General features: G+C 47.0%; 24 protein-coding genes and 1 other RNA gene. 23 read left to right on the plus strand and 2 right to left on the minus strand.

Going from position 1 to position 25,388, the window contains the following annotated elements; translation table 11 throughout:
- Positions 1 to 114 precede the first annotated feature (114 nt).
- The 21 genes from floA to rnpB all read left to right on the plus strand — a co-directional run bounded on the left by floA (position 115) and on the right by rnpB (position 19,891).
- Positions 115 to 1,125 (plus strand): flotillin-like protein FloA, encoded by a 1,011-nt coding sequence (floA, locus tag MKY73_RS07865; RefSeq protein WP_339236031.1) that lies wholly within the window; start codon positions 115 to 117, stop codon positions 1,123 to 1,125.
- 13 nt (positions 1,126 to 1,138) lie between these two features.
- On the plus strand, positions 1,139 to 1,750 hold the full coding sequence (locus MKY73_RS07870; RefSeq protein ID WP_339306705.1) for a hypothetical protein: 612 nt from the start codon (positions 1,139 to 1,141) through the stop codon (positions 1,748 to 1,750).
- Between the two features lie 180 nt (positions 1,751 to 1,930).
- Positions 1,931 to 2,224 (plus strand): sporulation protein YqfC, encoded by a 294-nt coding sequence (gene yqfC / locus MKY73_RS07875; protein ID WP_017687241.1) that lies wholly within the window; start codon positions 1,931 to 1,933, stop codon positions 2,222 to 2,224.
- Complete coding sequence (yqfD, locus tag MKY73_RS07880; protein WP_339306707.1) at positions 2,221 to 3,414, plus strand: sporulation protein YqfD; 1,194 nt, start codon at positions 2,221 to 2,223, stop codon at positions 3,412 to 3,414. Before yqfC ends, yqfD begins: the two co-directional genes overlap by 4 nt.
- Before the next feature lie 6 nt (positions 3,415 to 3,420).
- Positions 3,421 to 4,392 (plus strand): PhoH family protein, encoded by a 972-nt coding sequence (locus MKY73_RS07885; protein WP_339236024.1) that lies wholly within the window; start codon positions 3,421 to 3,423, stop codon positions 4,390 to 4,392.
- A gap of 16 nt (positions 4,393 to 4,408) precedes the next feature.
- Positions 4,409 to 6,658 (plus strand): HDIG domain-containing metalloprotein, encoded by a 2,250-nt coding sequence (locus MKY73_RS07890; protein WP_339306709.1) that lies wholly within the window; start codon positions 4,409 to 4,411, stop codon positions 6,656 to 6,658.
- Between the two features lie 51 nt (positions 6,659 to 6,709).
- A complete protein-coding gene (ybeY, locus tag MKY73_RS07895; protein ID WP_036674804.1) occupies positions 6,710 to 7,207 on the plus strand; it encodes an rRNA maturation RNase YbeY in 498 nt (165 codons plus the stop codon).
- A complete protein-coding gene (locus tag MKY73_RS07900) occupies positions 7,207 to 7,578 on the plus strand; it encodes a diacylglycerol kinase family protein (RefSeq protein ID WP_339306710.1) in 372 nt (123 codons plus the stop codon). The genes ybeY and MKY73_RS07900 overlap by 1 nt, the downstream gene beginning before the upstream one ends.
- 292 nt (positions 7,579 to 7,870) lie before the next feature.
- The gene (locus tag MKY73_RS07905; RefSeq protein ID WP_339236019.1) at positions 7,871 to 8,284 is read left to right on the plus strand and encodes a cytidine deaminase; all 414 of its coding nucleotides are present in this window, start codon (positions 7,871 to 7,873) and stop codon (positions 8,282 to 8,284) included.
- A 37-nt stretch (positions 8,285 to 8,321) separates the two neighbouring features.
- The gene (era, locus tag MKY73_RS07910; protein WP_145151051.1) at positions 8,322 to 9,221 is read left to right on the plus strand and encodes a GTPase Era; all 900 of its coding nucleotides are present in this window, start codon (positions 8,322 to 8,324) and stop codon (positions 9,219 to 9,221) included.
- A 104-nt stretch (positions 9,222 to 9,325) separates the two neighbouring features.
- On the plus strand, positions 9,326 to 9,466 hold the full coding sequence (locus MKY73_RS07915; RefSeq protein ID WP_091013993.1) for a YqzL family protein: 141 nt from the start codon (positions 9,326 to 9,328) through the stop codon (positions 9,464 to 9,466).
- 33 nt (positions 9,467 to 9,499) lie between these two features.
- Positions 9,500 to 10,252, plus strand: coding sequence for a DNA repair protein RecO (gene recO / locus MKY73_RS07920; RefSeq protein WP_339236016.1), 753 nt, complete (start codon positions 9,500 to 9,502; stop codon positions 10,250 to 10,252).
- A gap of 142 nt (positions 10,253 to 10,394) precedes the next feature.
- On the plus strand, positions 10,395 to 10,526 hold the full coding sequence (locus MKY73_RS07925; RefSeq protein WP_339236014.1) for a hypothetical protein: 132 nt from the start codon (positions 10,395 to 10,397) through the stop codon (positions 10,524 to 10,526).
- Positions 10,527 to 10,661: 135 nt separating this feature from the next.
- Positions 10,662 to 11,549 (plus strand): glycine--tRNA ligase subunit alpha, encoded by an 888-nt coding sequence (gene glyQ, locus MKY73_RS07930; RefSeq protein WP_339306711.1) that lies wholly within the window; start codon positions 10,662 to 10,664, stop codon positions 11,547 to 11,549.
- On the plus strand, positions 11,542 to 13,617 hold the full coding sequence (gene glyS, locus MKY73_RS07935; RefSeq protein ID WP_339306712.1) for a glycine--tRNA ligase subunit beta: 2,076 nt from the start codon (positions 11,542 to 11,544) through the stop codon (positions 13,615 to 13,617). The genes glyQ and glyS overlap by 8 nt, the downstream gene beginning before the upstream one ends.
- A gap of 208 nt (positions 13,618 to 13,825) precedes the next feature.
- Positions 13,826 to 14,314 (plus strand): DUF188 domain-containing protein, encoded by a 489-nt coding sequence (locus MKY73_RS07940; RefSeq protein ID WP_339306713.1) that lies wholly within the window; start codon positions 13,826 to 13,828, stop codon positions 14,312 to 14,314.
- A gap of 47 nt (positions 14,315 to 14,361) precedes the next feature.
- Positions 14,362 to 16,182: a DNA primase gene (gene dnaG, locus MKY73_RS07945; RefSeq protein WP_339306714.1), complete on the plus strand. Its 1,821-nt coding sequence runs from the start codon at positions 14,362 to 14,364 to the stop codon at positions 16,180 to 16,182.
- 43 nt (positions 16,183 to 16,225) lie between these two features.
- The gene (rpoD, locus tag MKY73_RS07950; RefSeq protein ID WP_062835490.1) at positions 16,226 to 17,365 is read left to right on the plus strand and encodes an RNA polymerase sigma factor RpoD; all 1,140 of its coding nucleotides are present in this window, start codon (positions 16,226 to 16,228) and stop codon (positions 17,363 to 17,365) included.
- A 184-nt stretch (positions 17,366 to 17,549) separates the two neighbouring features.
- Entirely contained in the window at positions 17,550 to 18,308 is a 759-nt protein-coding gene (locus tag MKY73_RS07955; protein ID WP_339306715.1) for a class I SAM-dependent methyltransferase, read from the plus strand.
- Positions 18,284 to 19,399: a Nif3-like dinuclear metal center hexameric protein gene (locus MKY73_RS07960; RefSeq protein ID WP_339306717.1), complete on the plus strand. Its 1,116-nt coding sequence runs from the start codon at positions 18,284 to 18,286 to the stop codon at positions 19,397 to 19,399. The genes MKY73_RS07955 and MKY73_RS07960 overlap by 25 nt, the downstream gene beginning before the upstream one ends.
- 82 nt (positions 19,400 to 19,481) lie before the next feature.
- Positions 19,482 to 19,891, plus strand: an RNA gene (rnpB, locus tag MKY73_RS07965) — RNase P RNA component class A.
- Positions 19,892 to 20,170: 279 nt separating this feature from the next.
- Here rnpB and MKY73_RS07970 read toward each other — a convergent pair.
- Entirely contained in the window at positions 20,171 to 21,400 is a 1,230-nt protein-coding gene (locus tag MKY73_RS07970) for a PLP-dependent aminotransferase family protein (protein WP_339306718.1), read from the minus strand.
- Between the two features lie 108 nt (positions 21,401 to 21,508).
- On the opposite strand from MKY73_RS07970, the gene MKY73_RS07975 reads away from it, so the two are divergent.
- Complete coding sequence (locus MKY73_RS07975; protein WP_339306719.1) at positions 21,509 to 23,029, plus strand: PLP-dependent aminotransferase family protein; 1,521 nt, start codon at positions 21,509 to 21,511, stop codon at positions 23,027 to 23,029.
- An 86-nt stretch (positions 23,030 to 23,115) separates the two neighbouring features.
- A complete protein-coding gene (locus MKY73_RS07980) occupies positions 23,116 to 23,373 on the plus strand; it encodes a hypothetical protein (RefSeq protein WP_339306721.1) in 258 nt (85 codons plus the stop codon).
- Positions 23,374 to 23,473: 100 nt separating this feature from the next.
- Here the strand turns inward: MKY73_RS07980 and MKY73_RS07985 are convergent, their stop codons facing one another.
- Positions 23,474 to 25,348 (minus strand): S8 family peptidase, encoded by a 1,875-nt coding sequence (locus MKY73_RS07985; RefSeq protein ID WP_339306722.1) that lies wholly within the window; start codon positions 25,346 to 25,348, stop codon positions 23,474 to 23,476.
- Positions 25,349 to 25,388 lie beyond the last annotated feature (40 nt).

Here is a 25,388-nt window from a genome sequence, read left to right on the forward strand (position 1 = left end):
AACCACTTTGCTGTAGCTGCCAGTGTGGTGAAGCAGTTGAATACAGCAGCAGTTTCATGAATTATGCTATGACATGTTTTTAAAAATTCAAATTACAAATGGAGGAATTATCACATGGACACTTCTACAATCACGATTTTGCTCATTGCGGTAGTAGGTATTATCGTATTGAGCGTATTCTTCAGCTTTTTCCCGGTTATGCTCTGGGTTTCGGCGATTGCATCCGGCGTACGCGTAAGCATTATTACACTGGTAGCGATGAGACTGAGACGTGTAACACCCAGCCGTATCGTTAATCCAATGATTAAAGCAACCAAAGCCGGTCTTAAACTCTCAATGAACCAACTGGAAAGCCACTTCTTGGCTGGTGGTAACGTTGACCGCGTTGTAAATGCTCTGATTGCTGCACAACGTGCAAACATTCCACTGGAATTTGAACGTGCTGCTGCCATCGACCTCGCAGGTCGTGACGTATTGCAAGCTGTACAAATGAGTGTAAATCCTCGTGTAATTGAAACGCCAGTCGTTTCCGCAGTAGCCAAAGATGGTATTGAAGTTAATGTTCGAGCAAGAATTACAGTTCGTGCCAATATTGACCGACTTGTCGGTGGTGCTGGTGAAGAGACAATTATCGCCCGTGTTGGTGAAGGTATCGTAAGTACGAACGGTTCCTCCAACTCTCACAAAGACGTTCTTGAAAATCCGGATATGATCTCTCGTACGGTCTTGTCCAAAGGACTGGATTCAGGGACTGCGTTTGAAATTTTGTCTATTGATATTGCGGATGTTGATGTAGGTAAAAACATTGGTGCATTCTTGCAAACGGAGCAAGCAGAAGCTGACAAACGAATCGCTCAGGCAAAAGCCGAAGAACGTCGTGCAATGGCTGTGGCCCAAGAGCAAGAGATGAAAGCGCGCGTTGTAGAAATGAGAGCACGCGTGGTTGAATCGGAATCCGCAGTACCACTTGCAATGGCAGAGGCTTTGCGTAGTGGGAAAATTGGTGTTATGGATTACATGAATCTAAAAAATATTGAAGCGGATACTCAAATGCGTAATACATTGGGAAAACCTGGTGAAGGTTCGAATTCCAACGATCAGGGTGATTCCAAAAACGGAAGATAGGCGGTGAGTGCATATGGGCCTATTTGAATGGATTTTTAATAATCTGTATATTGTAGCTGTTATTGGCTTTGCCCTCTTTTCCTTCTTGGGAAAAGCGGCCAAATCGGCCGATCCGAACAAAAAGCGACCTGGAAACGGGATGCCAACCTTCGGTGGCAGTGGCGACTCCCCGCGTTCGCCCGCGCAGACCTCTAAGCAGCAATCTTCGCGGACTGAGGCGGCAGATGAGACTCGTTACGATGAAACCTATGACAATCAGTATGATGAACCTTATGAAAACCAGTATGATGAAGCTCCTCACAATCAGCCCAATGTAGGACCTGTAACTTCTTCACGTACCTTAGATGAGGTAGGTAGTCGAGATTTTAGTGGAGCAATGGAACGTTCGCTTGACCAACAGAACAAAGAATTTGAAAAGCAACAACGTTTGATTCATGAAAGGCTAAATCGCTTTTCTCCTTCGAACAAACCAGTTGTGTCTGATTCTAGTTGGGATCAAGTTGACACAAGTGATTCGGGAAATTCCCAACTTCGTCCTGAAGATATTCGTAAGGGCGTCATATGGGCAGAAGTATTGGGTCCGCCCCGTTCCAAGCAACCGTTTGGTACAAGAGGGAAACTGTAAAGAAGTTAAAATGTTGGACGGAAATAGAGCCGTCTCTGGTGAGCATCAAGCCGCCGGAGACGGCTTTTTCTGTGTTCTCTCCATTTTTCTCAACATTCGTATCTAACACGCCCCGGAATTTTCATAAATTCATGAATCTGCGCATAAGTTGAACTGTAGAGGAAGGGGGAAGACCTTCGAATGACCCGGATCAGCCGCAAGCTGCGCAGATGGACCAGTGAAGTGTTGGATCTGCCGCAGGATGTGCTTTATGATATGCCACGGTTAACCCTGATCGGCAGTAAGCAACTGTATATAGAGAATCATCGCGGTGTCATCCATTTCACCCCGGATCGCATCGTGTTGGCTCTTTCCCAAGGCCAATTGGAGATCAAAGGAACTGCCTTGGTGATACGTAACATTTTGCCGGATGAAGTAGCTGTTGAAGGAACGATTCTGGATATTCATATGAATGGAGTGGAGGGTAACGGATGAAGCAGCCCAGTCTGTATAAACTGCGGGGAGCAGTCCGAATCACGGTCACTGGGGGAGACATTGAAACATTGATCAACACGGTGGCAGAGCAGGGATTGGAAGTGTGGAACCTGCGTGCTCACGATGGACGCGTGGCAGAGATGAACATTCTGCTGCCGCATTTTTTCAGGCTCCGTCCTGTGTTGAAACGGACAGGCTGCAGGGTGAAAGTGACCCACCGCAGCGGTTTCCCTTTTTTTGCAGCTCGATTATTACGCAGGAAGTTCTTTCTTGGGGGAATGCTGTTTTTTGTGGCAGCTTTGTTTGTGTTGTCATCCATGGTATGGGATGTGGAGGTCAAGGGTAACGCCACCATTCCTACGGACGAGGTGCTCGCAGCAGCGAAGAAAGAGGGGATATATCCTTTCCAATGGGGGTTCCGCTTGCCAAGCCAAGACAAGCTCTCCAGACAGCTTGCACTCGCTCTTCCGGATGTAACCTGGATTGGCGTGAGCAAAGAAGGGACAACCATTACCATTCAGGTCGTGGAATCCGCGCAACCCAAGCGCGAGCCATTACTGAATCCCCGACATCTGATCAGCAAGTCAGATGCTGTGGTCACTCAAATCTATGCGGAGCAGGGACGCCCTGTTGTTCAGAAGGACATGCGTGTCAAAAAGGGCCAGGTATTAATATCGGGGATTCTCGGGGATGAGGAGAACACCAAAACCATCGTTGCCAAAGGCGAAGTTCGTGGCCTGGTATGGCGTGAGTATCAGGTAGAGGTCCCGTTGGTGCAAAAACATAACACAATGACAGGTGAGAGCAAAGAACGTTTTTACATGGTACTGGGAAAATGGGCGATCCAACTGTGGGGGTACGGAAGTACACCGTTCAGTTCATTTGATACCGAGAGTAATCACAGACCATTGACGTGGCGATCCTTCACACTCCCGATGGGTTGGCTGACAGAGAAAGATCTGGAGACCCGAGAGCATGAGGAGCAGCAGACGATAGAATGGGCCAGAACGAAAGGATTAGAAGGAGCAAGGAACGATATTATTGCCAAAAACGGTAAAGGAACGAAAATTATAAGTGAAAAAATTTTGCATGAGAAGAAAGAGAATGGTAAAGTTTATATGAAAGTCTTATTTGAAGTAGAAGAAAGCATTGCGGAGGAACTTCCGCTAGTCCATAGTCAAGGAGAATGAGGATATTTGTCAGAGCAAACACGCAGCATACAAATCTCGCTCCAGAGTGCGGGAGAGGGTCAATCTCTTTTTGGACCCCAAGATACTTTTCTTAAACTGATTGAATCCGAGATTCCCGCCCAGATTGCATCCCGCGAAGCGGAAATTGTGATTTTTGGCAGCACACAGCAGGTGGAATCGCTTGAACAATTATTTGATGTGTTACTGCAATTGATACGCAACGGATATGTGTTAACTGAAAGAGATGTGAAGTATGCAATTGAACTTGCCAAGGATATGCGGGCAGACCAGCTATTGGATCTGTTCAAGGGCGAGATTACGACGACATACCGAGGTAAACCAATCCGTGTCAAAACCATTGGACAGAAGCACTATGTAACTACAATTAAAAAACGTGATATTGTATTTGGCATTGGTCCTGCCGGTACGGGTAAAACCTACCTTGCTGTTGTACTGGCTGTTGCCGCAATCAAAGAGGGCAGCGTCAAACGCATTGTACTTACACGGCCTGCGGTTGAAGCGGGCGAGAGTCTTGGGTTTTTGCCAGGTGATCTTCAGGAAAAGGTAGACCCGTATCTGCGACCGCTGTACGATGCCCTGTATGACGTTATGGGACAAGAACAGACAGCGAAGGCACTGGAGCGTGGGTTAATCGAAATTGCACCACTCGCCTACATGCGGGGGCGTACCTTGGATGACTCGTTCATCATTCTCGATGAAGCACAGAACACAACGCCGGAACAGATGAAGATGTTTCTGACCCGTCTTGGTTTTGGCTCCAAAATGGTTATTACCGGAGACGTGACACAGATTGATTTACCGCGTGGTAAGAAATCCGGGCTTGTGGAAGCGAATACGATCTTGAACGAAGTTGAAGAGATCGGATTTGTGCATTTTGCCGAGCAAGATGTTGTGCGGCATTCTCTCGTCCAGAAAATTATCGTGGCTTACAACCACGCCGCAGAAAATCAAGCATAGAAAGGGATTGTCTAAAGTGACCTCGAAGGAACCGTCAAAAGGCAAATCTTTTCAGAATAAGGCTACAGGATGGAAGTATAGCGTGTGGGCACGCTATCTTCTGTTTTTGTTTCTGGTGATTCTTTTCTACGTGAGTCTGGCTTCCAAGCTGCTCCCTGAGCGGTATGATATTCAGGAAGGTACACGGAGTGAAGTGGATATTGCTGCGCCCATGCAGATTCCGAACAACAAGGCTACACTCAAAGCGCAGGAAGAAGCTGCTGAACGCGTACAGCCGATATTTCAGATCGTGCAGATGCGAAACGAAAATCTGATGACAACCCTGCTTGATCGTGTAGATCGATTGAATCAGGATGATCAGATTTCAAGTCAGGACAAGATTGATATTTATCGGGATGAAATTCCGCAGCGTCATAAGGATTTTGTGACCAACTATATCAATAATAATCGGAAAGCCGGTACATACTCCGAGACTCTGTTGGAAGAAATCAGAAATGTGGTACAGGAGCAAAGTTACCGTATTCCCGAAGAAACCTACATCAAAATCTCGCGCCTGACATCGGATGATATCCAGGAGATGAAACCAGTTGCGAGGGATATTGTTTCCCGGTTAATGACGGATCAGATCAGCGATGCAACCACTGCCCGTGCCAAAGTAGCCGAGATGGTAAGTGTCAGCTCTCTTAGTAAGCGTACGCAACGTGAGGTCGTGCAAGAGCTGGCCCGCCTCGTAGTGACTGCTAACCGCTTCTACGATGAAGAGGGAACCAAGGAAGCGAAGGTTCAGGCACGTGAGAACACACAAACCGTCTTTATCAAGCAAGGGGACACCTTAGTTGCCAAAGGTGAGATGATCACCCCGGAGATGTATACTTTGCTGGGTGAGAATGATTTGCTGAAAAACGAAGTGAACTACTGGCCACAGCTTGGTCTTCTTATGTTTTCCTGCCTGTTGTCGGCAGCAATTCTGATGTACATTCAGCAATGCAGCGGAACGCATTTCAAATATAATAATGCACAGCTGTTGATGCTTGTTCTCATTTTTATTATTACGATAGTGGTTATGCATGTGACGGCGATTATTCAAACCAATGAGAGGTCGTATGTAGGCTTCCTTGCCCCTGTTGCGGTAGGGGCAATGTTAATTGCATTGCTGCTGGATACGTCGCTTGCCTTTGTGTGTTCGATCTTGATCGGTATGTTATCCAGCATCATTTTGAACACCCATCAGGGTCAACTTTTTGACTTTGAATTAGGATTCTTCGCCGTGGTCGTTTCGTTTGTTGCGATTTTCGCTACCCATAAGGCCAGTCAGCGATCTACGATCCTGAAAGGGGCTATTATGGTCTGTCTGTTCGGGTCGATAGCCGTCTTCACCCTGGCTTTGATTGACTCGGGCGATTGGAACCGAACTACGACATTGTATGGCGTTGGGTTTGCATTTGCTGGGGGCGTTTTGACAGCCATACTGGTCATTGGGCTGATGCCATTTTTCGAAACATCGTTTGGTATCTTGTCAGCACTCAAACTGGTGGAACTGTCTAATCCAAACCATCCCCTTCTACGCAAGTTGCTTACGGAGACACCGGGTACCTATCATCACAGCGTTATGGTGGGCAATCTGTCCGAAGCTGCCGCAGAAGCCATTGGAGCTAACGGATTGCTGTGCCGAGTGGGTTCGTATTATCATGATATTGGCAAGACAAAGCGTCCCATCTATTTTATTGAGAATCAGAACAATATGGAGAACCCGCATGATTCAATTGATCCAAAACTGAGCAAATCCATTATTGTTGCTCATGCACGCGATGGGGTGGAAATGCAGAAGGATTACAAGCTGCCTAAACCTATTCGGGATATTGCGGAACAGCATCACGGAACGACCTTTCTCCACTTTTTCTATCACAAAGCACTGCGTCAGGCGGAAGAAGCGGGAGTTGAACCTGATTTTACGGAAGAAGATTTCCGTTACCCTGGGCCGAAGGCGCAGTCCAAGGAATCTGCTATTGTTGGCATTGCCGATAGTGTGGAGGCTGCTGTGAGATCTTTGCGCAAACCGACCGTGGAGCAAGTGGAATCCATGATTGAGAAGATTATTAAAGGACGATTGGACGATCATCAATTCAATGATTGTGATCTTACGATGCGCGAACTGGATATCGTCGCCAGAACATTGAAGGAAACGGTGATGGGTATCTTCCACTCCAGGATAGAATATCCGGAGGAGATTAAGAAACCAAAGCCGACTTCACCTGAGGCGGGTTGATTTCACTTTTTGAAGAACCTCTAATATTGAGCAGACAGGAGTTATGTTAGAATGAGTCTTAATCTGGCATGGAATAATGAACAACAGGATAAAGAAATTACAGAACCGATGATTGCGATGCTGGAACAGTTGCTGAATCTCGCCGGAGAAGCGGAAGGTGTTGCAGACGGGGAAGTGGCTCTGACTTTTGTGAACGATGAGCAGATCCATGAGTTGAACCGTGATTATCGCGGTATTGACCGTCCTACGGATGTATTGTCTTTTGCGATGAACGAAACGGTGGATGAAGAGCTTGATATTATCTATGAGCTTGACGAAGATGAAGAAATGGAAGAAATGCCGGATGTTCTTGGAGACATCATCATTTCCGTACCACGGACCATCCTGCAAAGCGAGGAGTATGGACACTCTTTTGAACGTGAACTTGGTTTTCTGTTTGTCCATGGTTTTTTACACCTTCTCGGATATGACCATCAGGATGAGGCAAGTGAGGCTGAAATGATGGGTAAACAAGAAGCGGTATTGGCCCAGGCCGGGTTGACACGATAATGAAAAGGCGCTCCTGGGGTCTGGTATTCCGCAATGCTGCGGAAGGAATCGCATATGGGTTGCGGACTCAGCGTAATGTGAGAGTTCACACGGGAGTAGCTATTTTGATGTGTGTAGCCGGCTTTTTTTTCAGAATCTCAAGAACGGATTGGATGTTTGTGCTGACCGCTGTCTTTTTGGTCCTGGTGACTGAATTGATGAATACGGCTGTAGAGGCAGCAGTTGATTTGGCACATCCCCATATCCATCCGCTGGCAAAAGCGGCGAAGGATACCGCGGCCGGGGCAGTTCTGCTGGCTGCGGTATTCGCCGTCATCATCGGTTGTATCGTTTTTATTAAGCCGGTGATGACCTGGCTGGGTTTGTCCTGATTTAGTGGTAACTTTGTTTTGATTCGTTTGGTTTGATTCGTTTCGTTTCAATTTGCTTTGCTTTTAAATACTACACACTAATATAAAGTTACTCGATGCAAACACGATAACGGAGAGGTCAGAAGAAACCTGAAGAAACGGAGTGTGCGCCTTTATCACCGGATTTCCCCTTATTAAAAGGGATCAAAAAAATCTGGGGATAACAGCGCTCGGAAGGTTGTTCTGACAGCGGAGTGTCCAGTGTAAATGCACTAGTTTGATTTTATATTGCACCCTAAGGGAGAGAATATTAATGGATAATGATTTGCTCATGCAGGAGGCAATTAAGGCGCGTACGAAGGCATATACGCCTTACTCCCATTTTGGTGTAGGTGCAGCTTTGCTTGACAGTGAAGGGCATGTGCATCATGGTTGTAATATTGAGAATGCTGCGTATACTCCAGGCAACTGTGCTGAACGTACAGCGATGTTCAGTGCCATCGCAGGTGGGCAGAAGCCTCGCAGCTTCAAAGCGATTGCCATTGTGGGAGATACGGATGGTCCGATTGCTCCATGTGGTGTATGTCGTCAGGTGATGTACGAGCTGTGTGAACCCGATATGAAAGTTATCTTGGGGAATATGAAAGGTGATCTGCAAGAGACTACCGTTGCTGAACTGTTACCTTGGGCTTTTGGGCCTTCTGATCTCAATTCTGCCAAAAAATAAACCAATATTCCAGGCCTAGGCGCCTGAGGAGGAACATATGAAAAAACAAGCATTTAAATCCGGTTTTGTAGCTATTATTGGACGTCCGAACGTAGGTAAATCCACACTGATGAACCAGGTGATCGGTCAGAAAATTGCGATCATGTCGGACAAGCCGCAAACCACTCGTAACAAAATTCATGGTGTGTACACATCTGAACATCAGCAAATCGTATTCCTCGACACCCCGGGGATTCACAAACGTCAATCCAAACTGGGCGATTACATGAACCAGACTGCTCTGAACACGCTTGGAGAAGTGGAAGCAGCACTGTTCCTGATTGACGCTTCGGAAGGTATGGGTGGCGGTGACCGTTATATTGCTGAACAGTTGAAAAATATCCGTACACCGGTCATTCTTGTCATGAATAAAATTGACAAAATCGAGCCGGAAGCGCTGCTTCCTCTTATCGAGGAGTATCGCAAGTTACATGATTTCGCTGAAATCGTGCCTGTTTCTGCCATGCTCGGCAGTAATGTAAGCACCTTATTGGAACAGCTCGGCAAGTATTTGCCAGAAGGTCCACAGTACTATCCGGATGACCAGGTTACTGACCATCCAGAGCAGTTTGTATGTGCGGAATTGATTCGTGAGAAAATTTTGCAGATGACTCGCGAAGAAGTACCACACTCCATTGCGGTAACGATTGAGGATATGAAAGTACAGGATAACGGTGTTGTTTATATCTCAGCCGTCATTTTTGTGGAGCGGGATTCACAAAAAGGGATCATCATCGGGAAGCAGGGTGCCCTTTTGAAAGAAGTGGGTAAACGAGCTCGTCATGACATTCAAAATCTGCTGGGTTCCAAAATTTTCATGGACCTGTGGGTTAAAGTGAAAAAAGACTGGAGAAATCAGGATCGAGTTCTGCGTGATCTTGGCTTTGGCCGCGAATAATCACCGGATTTGTATCCAGTAATTGCAACACATAGTTTACCTTGCAAGACTCCATCCTATTTGGTAGATGCAGACGTCATTTCCGAAGAGAGGATGAAATTCCGATGCGAGATTTTTCGTGGAAGGTTTTTGCGATGACGGGGGATGTAGAGTCCTATTTGTTATATACCGAGGCGTGTAACTCGTTAGGACAGGAGTCGGATCATGCAAGGGAAGTGATTGAAGATGAAGAAGCCGAAGGATAATTGGCTGATTCGGGAATGGTTAGGTGACGAGGCATGCTATACAGGGTGGAAGGGATTGTCATCCGCAGCATGGACTACGGCGAAGGGAACAAAATCATTACGCTTTGCACCGAAAGCGGCGGGAAAGTAGGGGTACTCGTCCGCGGTGCCAAAAAGCCCAAGAGCCGACATGCTGCACTGGTGCAGCCGTTTACGTATGGTCAATATGTATATTTTCGCAATACAGGTCTAGGCACACTGAACGCTGGAGAAATTGTTGAATCCTATCATGAGTTGCGTGAAGATCTGGTCAAGGCCTCTTATGCTTCTTATGCGTGTGAACTATTGGATCGTGTACTTCAGGATGAAGAGACAGGTGCTTTTTGGTTCAAGCAGTTGAAGGCATGCTTGCAAGCGTTGAAGGAGGAGAAAGATCCGATTGTCATAACAAGTCTGTACGAAATGAAGATATTACAGGCAGCCGGTTATGGTCCGCAGTTTGACGAGTGCATCTCCTGCAATCAGGAGCGACCGGATGAGCAGTTGTTTGTAAGTCCAAGACTTGGTGGTGTCCTGTGTCGTGCATGCAAACATTTTGATCCTCCAGCGATGTCAGTCAGTCCAAAGGCTCTGAAATTGTTACGTTTGTTCGCACAGTTGGATCTGCAGCGTTTGGGAAATATATCAGTGAGTGAATCTACCCGTGATGAGATCAAAAAGCTGATGCGTGCTTTTATGGATCATCAGCTTGGTCTGAATCTTAAATCCCGTTCTTTCCTCGATCAGATGGAGAAGTACGGGATTTGAGGCGTTTTTGTGGGAGTGAAACTATATCTTGACTTCATACTAGATTTTATATATTATGAAATATAATTTCTCTTTATGAGACATGCATTGAACGAGAGAGTAGAAGTCTGGATTTATTGCATTTATGGAGACAAGTCGTTGTATGACACTTGCAATCATGGATGAGCGAGCCGGGGATGGTGGAAGCCTGGCTGAATCGGTCTTTGAAACGGCACTCGGGAGCATGAATGGACACGGAAAAGTGGGCTGGAACGAACAGGATCATCTTGTTTGATCCAAGCCAAGTAGGGTGGAACCGCGGGAATAGCTCTCGTCCCTACGTCTGTACAACAGGCGTAGGACGGGGGCTATTTATTGTTGTCTGCACCGTTCTAAGCTTGCCAACAAACCATCGAAAAGGAGCATGATTATGAATTTTCAGCAGATGATTCTAACGCTGCAACAATTCTGGGCCGAGCATAACTGTATTATTGTCCAGCCATACGATACGGAAAAAGGGGCAGGTACGATGAACCCGATGACCTTTTTGCGTTCGCTTGGACCCGAACCTTGGAAAGTGGCCTATGTGGAGCCTTCCCGTCGTCCTTCGGACGGACGTTATGGCGAGAACCCTAACCGGCTGTACCAGCATCACCAGTTCCAGGTAATCATCAAGCCTTCTCCAGACAATATTCAGGAAATTTACTTGGAAAGTCTGAAACGCCTGGGTATTGATCCGCTCAAACATGATATTCGGTTTGTCGAAGATAACTGGGAGAATCCTTCCCTTGGTTGTGCAGGTCTTGGTTGGGAAGTATGGTTGGACGGAATGGAAATTACTCAATTTACGTATTTCCAACAGGTTGGTGGAATTGAGACAAATCCGGTAGCTGTTGAAATTACGTATGGTATGGAGCGTTTGGCTTCTTACATTCAGAATAAAGAGAATGTGTTTGATCTGGAGTGGGTGGAAGGTATCACTTATGGTGATGTATTCCGTCAGCCAGAATTTGAACACTCTAAATATACATTTGAAGTATCTGATGTCAAAATGCTGTTTACACTCTTCAACATGCATGAAGAAGAAGCAAACAAGGCTATGGCACAGCATCTGGTGTTCCCGGCATATGACTATGTGTTGAAATGTTCCCACACATTCAACCTGTTGGATGCACGTGGAGCCATCAGTGTAACGGAACGTACGGGTTACATCACACGTGTCCGTAATTTGGCTCGCCAAGTCGCTGCAACATATATGGAAGAGCGTGAGAAGCTAGGCTTCCCGCTGATCAAGAAAGGGGGAGCCGAGCATGTCTAAGGATCTGTTGTTTGAAATCGGACTGGAGGAAGTGCCTGCACGTTTCATGCGCGCAGCGATCGCACAGCTGCAAGAGCGTGTCGTGAAATGGCTTGATGCATCCCGCATTGCTTATGGTGAAGTGAATGCGTATGCTACACCTCGCCGACTGGCTGTTTTGATCCAGAATGTGGCTGATAAGCAGGAAGATATAGAGGAAGAAGTAAAAGGTCCTTCACGCAAAATTGCCCTGGACGACAGTGGCAATTGGAGCAAGGCTGCACTCGGTTTCGCGCGCAGTCAAGGTGTCGAACCGGACCAGTTCACATTCAAGGAACTGAACGGTGTCGAATATATCTATGCAATGAAGTCCAGTAAAGGTGTGGAGACGGCTTCTGTGATTGGCGAAGGATTGCTTTCTGTATTGCATGCCATGACGTTCCCGAAATTCATGCGTTGGGCTTCCTATGATTTCAAATTTGTACGTCCAATCCGCTGGATTGTGGCTATGCTGGGCAGTGATGTCATCGATCTGGAAGTGACAGGTGTGAAGTCGGGTAATGTAACTCGCGGACATCGTTTCCTCGGTAAGGAGGCCGTGATCTCCACTCCGTCTTCATACGTGGAAGTGCTGCGTTCAGAGCATGTCATTGCAGATATTCAGGAACGTGAACAGATGATTGTATCCCAGATTCAAGCATTGGCTGCTGAGAAAAAATGGGATATTGCGATTAAGGAAGATTTGTTAGAGGAAGTCCTGTTCCTGGTGGAAACACCTACCGTATTGTTCGGGACATTCGATTCTTCATTCTTGAATATTCCACAAGAAGTATTGATTACTTCCATGCGTGAGCATCAGCGTTATTTCCCTGTACTGGACAATGAAGGACAATTGTTGCCATTCTTCGTGACAGTACGTAACGGTGGAAGTGATTCACTGGATGTTATTGCAAAAGGGAATGAGAAAGTACTGCGTGCACGTCTGTCTGATGCCAAGTTCTTCTATGAGGAAGACCAGAAGTTACAGATTAAGGATGCATTGTCGAAGCTGGAAAGTATCGTCTTCCAGGAAGAGCTGGGAACGGTTGGAGATAAAGTGCGCCGTATTCGCAAAATTGCTGATGGAATTGCTGCTAAACTGCAAGTATCCGCTGATGTTGCCGAGTCGGTCAGCCGCTCAGCAGATATCTGCAAATTCGATCTGGTGACACTGATGGTGGGTGAATTCCCGGAACTGCAAGGTGTGATGGGTGAGGATTACGCTCGTAAATCCGGCGAAAAAGAAGAAGTGGCCAAAGCGGTATTTGAACACTATCAGCCACGTTTCGCTGGAGATCAATCCCCTGCTTCTCTTGTCGGTGCCATTGTGAGTGCTGCGGACAAAATGGATACAATCGTGGGTTGTTTCTCCATTAACATCATTCCAACGGGATCTCAAGATCCGTATGCACTGCGCCGTCAGGCTGCAGGTATTGTACAGATTTTGCTGGATCACAAGCTTCCGCTGACATTGTCAGACGTATTCGGAGTAGCACTTCAAGTACATGCACAGATGAACCTGTTGAAACGTGCAGATGAAGAGGTGCGTAAAGACTTGCAAGACTTCTTTGGTCTTCGTGTGAAAAAATTGTTGTCTGAAACCGTTCGTTACGACGTAGTGGATGCAGTAATCTCCTCCGGATTCGATGATATTAGTGCTGTAGTTCCAAAAGGTGAAGCGTTGATGGCGGCTGTTCTGACGGGAGACGCATTCAAAACAACGGTTGAATCGTTCAACCGTGTGGGTAACCTGGCAGCCAAAGCATCCACTGCTTCTGTACATCCAGAACTGTTCACAGAAGATGGAGAGCGACAGCTACACGAGGCATGGAGCAGAACGAATGCAGAATATCGTCAGGCGTTGACTCAGCACGATGCTGCTGAGGCACTGGCTATTGCATCTGCTTGGAAAGATGGGATTACCTCATTCTTCGATTCGGTCATGGTTATGGCTGAAGATGAGGCTGTTCGTGCGAATCGACTTGCCTTGCTTGCGGCTATTGATCGCGACTTGAAAGGATTTGCTGATTTTTCCAAGTTGGTTTGGTAATTGGGCGTATTTCATGAGTCCTTTTCCACAGACTTGGAGCAAAGCTAAAATTCAGTATTAAAGAAGGATATATGAGGGTATAAATATACGGAACGGGTTGTGAAATGTATTTTTGACAACCGCTCCGTATTTTAGCCTTTGATTTCCCTTGTTGTGGCAGAAGGATTTTGCCTGGCCGGGGTCGTATATTACAATATGCAGCTATTTTATGAAACCGGGTGGTCTGGGTTTGAGTGAGTTGAATGTACGTCATATTGTTGTGGATGGTGATGCTTGCCCGGTCAAAACCGAGATTGCGCAAACCGCTCGCCTTTTCAACATCCCTGTACTGTTAGTCTCTTCATTTGATCATTTGCTTCAAGGGGGAGAAGGGGTGCGTACCGTGCAAGTGGATCGCAGTGATCAGAGCGCAGATCTCTATATTGCTAATCATATTAAGCCATATGATGTGGTTATCACTCAGGACTATGGACTTGCGGCACTTGCGCTCGGCAAACGTTGTTATGTTTTATCCTTTCGTGGTCGTGAGTTTAACGACCGTGACATTGATTTCATGTTGGATTCTCGTCATACTGCGGCCAAAGCACGAAAAAGAGGCCACTACGGGAAAGGCCCAAAGCCTTTCACAGAGCAGGATCGTGAAATTTTTCAACATAAACTGACAAAACTTTTAAAAGATTTGCAGGAGAATGTGTAAGTTTATCGAATTATATTTACGTGTTGAAGAGATGAAGGTGGCCAGAGATGAGTACCGGACAAGGCGGTATACCCGAAAGTATTATTGAATCGGTGTTGCAGCAGAATGATATTGTCGATACGGTGAGCCGATTTGTGCATCTGACCAAGCAGGGGAAGTATATGAAAGGCCTCTGTCCTTTTCATTCCGAGAAGACGCCTTCGTTCACCGTTACACCTGAGAAACAAATTTTTTACTGCTACGGTTGCGGCACGGGTGGAAATGCCATCAAATTCAGGATGGAAATCGAAGGGTTATCCTTTCCCGAGGCTGTCAAAACGATGGCGGAAGAAAGTCACATCTCTATGGGGGACTGGCAAGGGCGTGAATCTGCTCATGTGAATCCGGAGACTGAACGTCTGTTGGAGGCTTATGAGCTTACCGCGAAGCTGTATCATTTTTTGTTGAAAAATACAGAGCACGGCAAGTCAGCCATGGAATATTTACGCTCCAGAGGTTTTGGCGACAAGTTGATTGACCAGTTCCAGATTGGTTTCGCACCAAATCGTTGGGACACACTGGTACAATTTCTTGAAAAACGTAATTACCCGCTCGAAGAAATGGAAAAGGGTGGACTTCTATCTCCGCGAAATGAAGTTCAGGGATATGTGGACCGATTCCGAGACCGGATCATGTTCCCGATTAATGGCAGGAGCGGTAAGCCAATTGCATTTGCAGGACGCATATTGGGAGATGGGCAACCGAAATATCTAAATTCACCGGAAACCCGGTTATTTAACAAAAGCCGTGTTCTCTATAATCTGCATCAGGCCAAAAATGCAATTCGCAAACAAAGACAAGCCATTTTGTTCGAGGGATATGGTGATGTCATCTCCGCATGGGATCAGGACATCCAGAATGGTGTAGCGGCAATGGGTACTGCGCTAACCGAGAATCAGGCACTGATGCTCAAAGGCATGTGCGACGAAGTCATCATATGTTATGACGGCGACAAAGCAGGACAGGCTGCTGCACTGAAAAACTTCCCCATTCTTGAGGAAGCCGGATTGCAGGTCAAAGTGGCTCTCATACCCGAGGGACTTGACCCGGATGATTTTATCCGGAAGCATGGTGGTGAACGGTTCCGAAACCAGATTGTGGACGGTGCCGTGACAACTACAAAATTTAAACTTATAAACTTAAAAAAAAGCCATATACTGCTAGAGGGTGGCGGACAAATCGCCTATTCGAAAGAAGCAGTAAAATTGATTGCCCCCTTGCCTTCTCCAACAGAGAGGGAAGTGTATCTTCGTGAACTGGCTGCAGAAGTGGACGTATCGTTCGAAACATTGAAGCAGGAGTGTAATGAAGAACGGGAGGCGATGAAAAATAACCTACAGTATGGGGATAATAACCCGAAAAGGTGGAATAATGGTAGGCAACAAAATAGGCAGGTGCCTACACCTAATCTGTTGCCGGCTTATCACGCTGCTGAACGCAAACTGATTGCCTGGATGTTACAGGATGATGAGGCTGCCCAGTACGTGAATGAGCATCTTGGTGAAGCTTTTAACTTGGATGATCATGCAGCTATTGCTGCTTATCTATATGCCTACTATGCGCAAGGCAAACCGTCGGATACAAGTCGTTTTATGTCTTCACTGCATGATGATCGTTTGGAAAAAACGGTCAGTTCAATCTCGATGATGGATGGTCCAGGTGAATGGAGTATTCAAATGCTCGATGATTGCATCAGGGAAGTGCTGAAGTATCCACGTAAGAAAGAGTACGATTTGAAAAAAGAAGAAATGATTGCTGCAGAGCGGGCAGGTGATTCTGTACGCGCGGCACAGATCGCAATTGAAATGATTGCCCTAGAGAGACAGTGAACGTCTGATGATTAGATGTTTCTAGGGAGGAGGGAGTCGAGTTATGGCGAATGATCAGCATACTGAACTAGAAACAGAATTGACACTGGATCAGGTTAAAGATCAATTGATTGAATCAGGTAAGAAAAGAGCTTCGCTGAATTACAAGGAAATTATAGAGAAACTCTCTCCTTTTGAGCAGGATGCAGAGCAAATGGATGAGTTCTACGAGCAACTGAGCGATCTGGGTATTGATGTAGTGAATGAGAACGATGAAGAGGTTACACTTCGTCCTAGTGAAGATTCCGAAAACAACACCAGAGAGGGAGAGGACGAATTTCACTTTGATGATGATCTGAGCTTGCCGCCAGGAATCAAAATCAATGATCCTGTCCGTATGTATCTCAAGGAAATTGGTCGTGTGCCATTGTTGTCGGCAGATGATGAAGTACAACTGGCTAAACGGATTGAGAACGGGGATGAAGAAGCCAAACGTCGTCTGGCTGAAGCGAACCTGCGTCTCGTAGTCAGTATCGCCAAGCGTTACGTTGGACGTGGAATGTTATTCCTTGATTTGATCCAGGAAGGTAATATGGGCCTGATCAAAGCGGTTGAGAAGTTCGACCACAAAAAAGGATATAAGTTCAGTACGTATGCCACTTGGTGGATCCGTCAAGCGATCACTCGTGCTATTGCTGACCAGGCGCGTACCATTCGTATCCCTGTGCATATGGTGGAGACGATTAATAAGCTGATCCGGGTATCCCGTCAGCTGTTGCAGGAACTTGGGCGTGAACCGACACCGGAAGAAATCGCTGCTGAGATGGATCTGAGTGTGGAGAAAGTTCGTGAAATTACGAAGATTGCACAGGAACCGGTTTCTCTGGAAACACCGATTGGTGAGGAAGATGATTCCCATCTGGGTGACTTCATTGAGGATCAGGAAGCACTTGCTCCGGCTGATGCTGCTGCGTATGAGTTGCTGAAAGAACAGCTCGAAGATGTGTTGGATACACTGACTGAACGTGAAGAGAACGTGCTTCGTCTACGTTTTGGTCTGGACGATGGACGGACGAGAACGCTGGAGGAAGTCGGCAAGGTGTTTGGTGTTACGCGTGAGCGTATCCGTCAGATCGAAGCCAAGGCTCTTCGAAAATTGCGTCACCCGAGTCGTAGTAAACGACTCAAGGATTTCCTCGAATAATCGAACTACGGGAGACTTTCCGCAAGACGCATTAGCGGCGGCGGGGTCTCCTTTATTTTTAATTTGAACGTCTTGATTTCTTGGTTTTGGAAATTCATCCTTGAAATGTTTGATTGGATTTTATTTTATCGCTTTTCCTTGTTCAATGCAAATCAATAAATTAAATGAATGGTGTAGGTGCTTCATGAAACTTTCGAATCGATTACAGCGAATACATGATCAAATTCCCGATGGTAGCCGCATGGCTGATATCGGTTCAGACCACGCGCTGCTGCCAGTAGCCGCAATCCGCAGTGGGAAAGCCGCGAGTGCAGTAGCCGGGGAAGTTAATCCTGGCCCTTATGATGCTGCATGCAAACAAGTCAGTGATGCTGGCCTGAAAGAAAAAATAACGGTACGCCGTGGAGACGGATTGGATGTGATCTCTGCGGGAGAAGTGGATGTCATCACCATTGCAGGTATGGGTGGTGCTCTCATTGCCTCCATTTTGGACCGAGGTTTATCCAAACTGGATGGAGTGCAGTTACTTATTTTACAACCGAATGTGGGAGAGGATATTCTCAGACGCTGGTTGCTGGAGCATCACTGGGTGGTTGTAGCAGAACAGTTGCTCGAAGAAGATGGCAAGATCTACGAGATTATAACGGCGATGCCACAATCCGTAAGCCCGATTGCAAATGAAGAAGTGTATCGTGCACGTCCGCTTCAAGGCGGGGCAGAATTGACGGAAGATTTGCTGCTGCGGATGGGACCCTATTTGGTGGATCGTCCAACGAATGTATTTTTTGCGAAATGGGAAAGTGAGATCATCAAATTGCAAGGGGTTGTAAACTCCATCTCCAAATCCGATCAGGATTCTTCTCGGGACAAGGCGGCTGAGGTAGAGCGTCTTATCGCAAACTTGAAGGAGGTTTTGGCATGTTTGCCAAAGGTCAAACTGTAATTCAACTGATGGAGCAGCTCGCTCCCAAACATCTGGCTGTACCGGATGACCGGATTGGTCTACAGCTCGGCAGTTTGCAAAAAGAAATCAGTCATGTGTTAGTTGCATTGGATGTAACGAATGAAGTGGTGGATGAAGCGATTCGCATCGGTGCCAACCTGATTATCGCGCATCACGCCATCATTTTCAGACCAGTTAAGTCATTGAGTACAGATACACCTATGGGTAAATTGTATGAAAAGCTGATTAAGCATGATATTGCTGTTTATATCAGTCATACGAACCTGGATGTGGCCGAGGGTGGTATGAATGACTGGATGGCCGAGGCAATTGGCATCGACAGTAAAGAATCGTTGGAAGATGTACACACAGATCATCTGTACAAGCTGGCTGTATTTGTCCCACGTACGCATCATGAACAGGTACTTCAAGCGGTTCTTGAAGCCGGAGCGGGGAGTATCGGCCAATACAACAAGTGCAGCTTCAACACGGAAGGTACAGGAACGTTTGTACCTGGTGAAGGGACTGAGCCGTTTATCGGAACCAAAGGGCAGATGGAACGTGTGGAAGAAATGCGGATTGAGACCATCGTACCCCAAAGTCTGAGAAGTAAGGTCGTTCAGGCGATGCTTAAGGCTCATCCGTATGAGGAAGTGGCCTACGATCTCTATGCAATGGATTTAAAGGGCCGTACGCTTGGTCTGGGACGCTTGGGACCCCTTAGGGATCCTAAGACATTAGGTGAGCTTGTGGAGGTCGTGAAGACCCAATTCAATGTGCCTCATGTACGTGTTGTCGGAGATCTGAACAAGCAGATCAAAAAAGCAGCGGTTCTTGGCGGTTCGGGCAGCCGTTACGCGCTCACTGCCCGCTTCAAAGGTGCGGATGTTATTGTGACCGGAGATATTGATTATCACACGGCTCATGATGCGTTAATGGCAGGCATGTGTATCATCGACCCAGGTCATAATTCCGAGAAGATTATGAAACCAAAAACGGCTGATTGGCTTCGTTCCCGTTTGGAAGAGAAACGATATGATACGCAAGTTACAGCTTCAGGGGTCAATACGGAGGTATTCCAGTTTATCTAAAAAGACAGTTGCTGTGTGATTCCCAGTAATATTAAGCTTGTCTGGGAACCCAAATGCCTGTATACTATGTAATGTTGTTCGGAAAGCTTGACAGACAATCGCTGGTGGCCTTTGTTGCCACGAGAGGAAAGTCCGGGCTCCACAGGGCAGGATGCTGGATAACGTCCAGTCAGCGCGAGTTGAAGGATAGTGCCACAGAAATGGACCGCCGATGGCCGGATTTTCCGGCACAGGCAAGGATGGAACCGAGGTGTAAGAGACCCCGAGGAACGCTGGTGACTTCGTTCCTGGTAAACCCCATCTGGAGCAAGACCTAATGGGACACAGTCGCCTCTTCGGAGGAGGCAGCCTTAGCCCGAGGTGTGTCTAGGTTGGTCGCTTGAGCTGTGCAGCAATGTATGGCCTAGATAGATGATTGTCGCTTCTGGTGGGAGGGTAGTTCCCGTATGAACCACGAAGAGCACAGAACCCGGCTTACGGTAAGCTTTCCTAACTGCAACAACAGTATTACAGTGTAGTCCACCTATCAGTCGAGGACAATTCGTGTGATTCACCGATGACCTGACTGATCAGAAGGACCCATGCATATCTGGATAAACATAATTCCTGTTGATGACAGGTTCTATACTATAAAAAAGCGGCAGTTCCGATATTCTCGGGCCTGCCGCTTTTTTTTGTTGCTCATATCAAGTTTTGGACGTGCCTGGTGTTTTCAGACACGTCCTAATCAATGTCATACGCAAAATATAGGGCAACGTTTATGACAGTTCATTACAGTGTAACAACACTGTCCGATGTTAACGAAGCGTGCCAGCGTTGGATGGCGCGATCCATTCTTTCCACGGCTTCAGGAAGAAGCTCAGGGTCTGTATGAGTAAAGTTGATTCGCATGCGGTTTAACTCTGGTGTACCTGCATAGAAGGAATCACCCGGAACAATGCACACTTTCTCCTGGATACCGTAAGTGAATAGATTGCTTGCCAGCATGCCTTCTGGTAGTTGCAACCACAAGAACATGCCACCTTGTGGTGAATTCCATGAGATGCCTTCCCATAACTTGGCTGCCATGAGAGTGGTCAGTGTTTTCATCCGTTGTTCATAATCCTTTGAAATATGACGAATATGCGCATCCAGATCGAAAGATTCAAGCAGCGCATGAAGCGCTCTTTGGTCAATGCTGCTGGAATGCAAGTCGGCGCCTTGTTTGGCGCGTGCTGCCATTTTAACGATATCGGGAGCAGCCAGTATCCAGCCCGTACGAAGGCCTGGTGCTACCGTCTTGGAGAATGTACTTGTGTAGATAACATTGGAAGGGCCATCATAGGATACGGCATCCAGTTCTGCGAGAGCAGGGACATCCAATTGCTCTGGATTGAACCGGATTTCACCATAGGGGTCATCTTCCAAAATAAGTACGCCGTACTTGCGGCACAGATCCACAGCCTGCTGTCTTCTTTCCCGAGACCATACTTTTCCCGTAGGATTGGAGAACGTGGGGTTAATATAGACCAGTTTTGGACGATGCAACTGGAGCTGTTCCTCCAGAGACTCCGGCAACATGCCGTGGTCATCACAGGCTACGCCGTGAGATTCAGCCTGATAGGAATGAATGACTTGCAGAGCAGCGAGGTAGGTTGGTGATTCAACTAATACGCGGTCACCCGGGTCAAGAAGGATGCGGCAGACCAAGTCAATAGATTGCTGTGAACCCGTAGTGAGAAGCATATGATCAGGTGAAGCGGGAATGCCCTTGGATTCGAGACGTTCGGCAATTTTAGCGCGAAGAGGACGGTAGCCCTCAGTCTCTGCATATTGAAGAGCGGCTGCTCCGCTCATAAATACTTTTTCATACGCAACACGAATGGCTTCCAGCGGAAAAGAAGTCTGGGCTGGTAATCCACCGGCTAGCGAGATCATTCCAGGTGCCTGAGCGGCCTGGAGCATGTCGCGAACGACAGAGGACGGGGTGTTTTGTGCCATTTTGGACCATGGGATACTCATGTTATTCTCATCTCCTGTTATTCACTGTTATACTGATATTATAAACTATAATAGACGGACTGCACTATAACAGTAAAATGAAGATCATAACAGTTGGGGGGCGCAACCATGCATATTGAATTAAAGCGGGGAAGCAGTACCAAATTGTACGTGCAGATTGCACTAACGATTGCCGATCGTATCAGATCAGGACTCATTGAACCCGGAACCCGACTTCCTTCTGTTCGCAAAATGACCACGGATTTGGGCGTTAGCCTGGTCACTGTATCCAAAGCGTATGCTGAACTCGAAGCGATTCAACTGATCACCTGCTCTCAGGGGAAAGGTTGTTATGTAAGAGGTACTTTAAACACGGATTCGATGGAGGATGTGGATCGAGCCAAGCGTAATCATGCTAACAGTGAATCCGGTACGTCATGGAATTGGCAGATGGCACTTGTGGATTATTTACCCCGAGCACAGCTCTGGAGACATTTCGATACGTCCCCTCAAGTACGCTATGAACTACATATGTCAGCGATTCAGCCTGAACTGCTGCCTACACGCGAGATTATTGACAGTGCCTACCGGCTCTCCTCTGACCATGCAGAGCGTATGGCGGCGTATGGATCTTTTCAGGGAGATCGGGAGCTCAGACAGATCTTCGCCGAACATTTTGCCGAACGTGGACTACAGGTAGTACCTGAACGCATGCTAATCACAAGTGGTGCTCAGCAGGGGATTGATCTTGTGGCCCGGACCTTTATCGGACCTGGGGATGTTGTATATATGGAGGCGCCAAGCTATACCGGAGCCATTGATGTATTTACGAGTAGAGGTGCGAAGATCATTACGGTCCCGATGGATGAAGAAGGCATGCGTATCGATCTGTTGACCCGATTATGTGATACCTATCCGCCCAAACTCATCTATACGATCCCGACTTATCATAATCCAACAGGTATTACGATGAGTGCGAGAAGGCGGGCACAGCTTCTGAATCTCGCGCAAAGCTACCACTGCCTCATCCTGGAGGATGATCCATTTGCAGATCTTTATTTTCGGGACCCTCCGCCAGCTTCCATTAAATCGATGGATGGGTCAGGCCATGTCGTATATATCAAAAGCTTCAGCAAGGTGCTCTCTCCCGGTTGCCGCATAGCCTGTGCTATCGCTGATGGAAGTGTACTGACCCGGCTTGTGGCTGCGAAGTCAACGGCAGATCTGGGTAGTCCGTTGCTTACACAAAAGGCATTGCAATCTTTCATTCAGAATCAGTACGGTGCCTATGTATCCCGATTGAGGGATGAATTGTATTCTCGTTTGCGTGCCGCATCTGAAGTGCTGGAAGAGCATGCTCCTATGGGAATGCAATGGCGCTTGCCAGAGGGAGGACTCAATCTGTGGCTCCAACTTCCGAGCAACCTGGATATGCGTGAGCTGCATCATCAGTCCTTGGCTGCAGGGGTCTCTTTCCTGCCGGGTTCCGCCTGTTATGTAGGGGAGACGGATACACCAAGTCTGCGCATCTGCTTCACGGTTACGAGTGTGGAGCTTTTGTGTGGAGGTCTTCGTGTACTGTGCGGAGTCATTGCTAGTGTGACACCTGGGCAAGGTGGGGCAGTGGCGGACAGGCTACCGCTCATATAATTTTTCGGAGTATGGACATACATCCAATCCACTTTCGACCTGCTGCAATAGGTTATAGTATCACCAGAAAGGGAGTTGGTTTTGAAATGAACCATTACTGTCTACCGCTTTGCCCGATTGTCTGTGACCCGATCCAAGTTGTTGAGGATTACTACATCCCACAAATCGTGCCTGTAATCCACCCGATCGAAGTGATCAAAAAACATCACTGTGTTCCGATTCATCACCACATGTATCCGGTTGTTGTCAAAGAAGAAGACCCTTGCTATGTATCCAGTCACAATGCGAAGAAAAAATCCGTGAAAAAATCAAGTAAAGCCCGCACATCTTCACGCAAGCGCTAATTGCAGCGGGTGCCCCGGGGAAATTGGATATAAACCAAAGAGCAGCGTACGCCCCGGGGCGCAGCTGCTTTTGTATTTTTACGGAGTGGAGTCATTACGGTTACTGGGTATACTTCTTCATTGTATTATCCATTTGTTGTCTGACATGTTGCGGCCAGAACTGCAAAGGAGCGCTGTTGCCTGATGCGGCTTGCAATGCCTTATAGACATCGATTTGCCCATATCCAAAATACTTATCGTGACCCGGATCACCGAGGTCAATAACACTTTGACGCATCAAATCCATCACTTCCGTGTTGGTCAAATCAGGGTTTAACGAACGAATCAAACCTGCAAGTGCGGCTACATGGGGGCTAGCCATGGACGTTCCGGACAAGGCCGCATACTGATTGTTTGGATAGGTACTGGCGATACTCGAACCCGGAGCCATCACATCCACATAATCCCCATAGTTGGAGTAGGAAGCTTTGCTCATATCCGGGTCGGTAGCTGATACGGCAAATACTTCCGGATAAGCAGCAGGGTATCCTGGACGTTCTGTATTATCATTTCCCGTGGCTGCAATCAGGACGATATCCCGATCAAAAGCATATTTAACGGCATCATGAAGAAATTGCGCATCAGCATAATTGCCCAGACTCATGTTGATCACTTTGGCTCCATGATCGGCTGCCCAGATGATACCTTCGGCAACGGCATACGTGGTACCTGAACCCGAGTTGTCGAGTACTTTAACCGGTAGTACCTTGTTATACCAGCTCATGCCTGCTACGCCTTCATTATTGTTGACAATAGCACCGATAATGCCTGCGACATGTGTGCCATGTCCCACATCATCCATCGGTTTGCTTCCCGGCTCGACCACATTATAACCTTCGAGGAGTTTGCCCTTCAGGTCAGGGTGATTCATATCAACCCCCGTGTCAACGACTGCAACGATGACATCTTTGTTTCCCCTGGTAATATTCCAACCTCTGTTTGTCTCAATCGCAGGCAGGTTCCACTGATAATCGGAGAACAAAATGTCATTGGGTATCGTAACATCGGTTTGTTCAGTTACGGTATCATTGGTTAAATACATGTAATGGGGTTCCATATAAAGTGGATTCCATTTGCTTTCGAAATAGCTATGCAATTGCTTGTAACTCATGTCTTCTGACCGAAAAACATACGTGTATCCCAGCTTGCGCGCAGATTGCATTCTTAGATCAGATTTAATGATACGCATATCCCGTTCACTGGGATCCTGGCGAAATCGGATAACGATTTCATTTTCGTAAAAATGACTGGCATTGGCGTTATCATGTCCGGTTTTCACTGTGATTTCGTTAAGTGTATCCGGGTGAACAGACTCAATCTTGAATTTACCCTCACGCGGATAAGGGATCATACGCAGATTTTTGCGTTGATGTTGTTCAACTGCATTTAATACATTCTGGCTGAACAAGGCAATTACAGCTCGTTTGCCATCTTTGGAGGGTTGCCCCATAACAAAATATTTTTCTTTTCCCAAAGGAAAAGAAGAAGATTCAAAACTTTGACGTTTGTTTACCGCTTTTTTGGCAAGGTTCAGTGCATGTTGAAGCTTCTGTTGTTCCAGCTTGCTTCCTAGTGTTGAAGCCTTGTCTAACGGTTTGTCAAAAGAGCCATTGATATTCATGAGATGAATGGATCTGATATGTTCATGTGAGCCTTGGAGATCATTCACATATCGATTCACCTGCGCGGCATTCATTGTGGCGGTTTTCTCCAACATGATACTGAGATGTTGCTTAGCATCCATGCGGGTCAGAAGATCGGTTGCTTTGACATCCTGCACTTTCAGACGCTGTTTACTCGTGTGCTCTTCATGAGCAGAATCGGACAGGGCACTAGGTTTGGGCTCGGTACGATTTGATGTTGGAAGCAAAAGTGTAAGGGCGAGTGCTCCCGCACCAGCTGCAAGGGCCCAGTTAATCCATTTCGGTCTGGCCATGGCGGATGGATCCTCCTTCGTTCATTTTTGGACAGTCATT

The organism is Paenibacillus sp. FSL R5-0519, from assembly GCF_037974275.1.
Lineage (GTDB): Bacteria > Bacillota > Bacilli > Paenibacillales > Paenibacillaceae > Paenibacillus.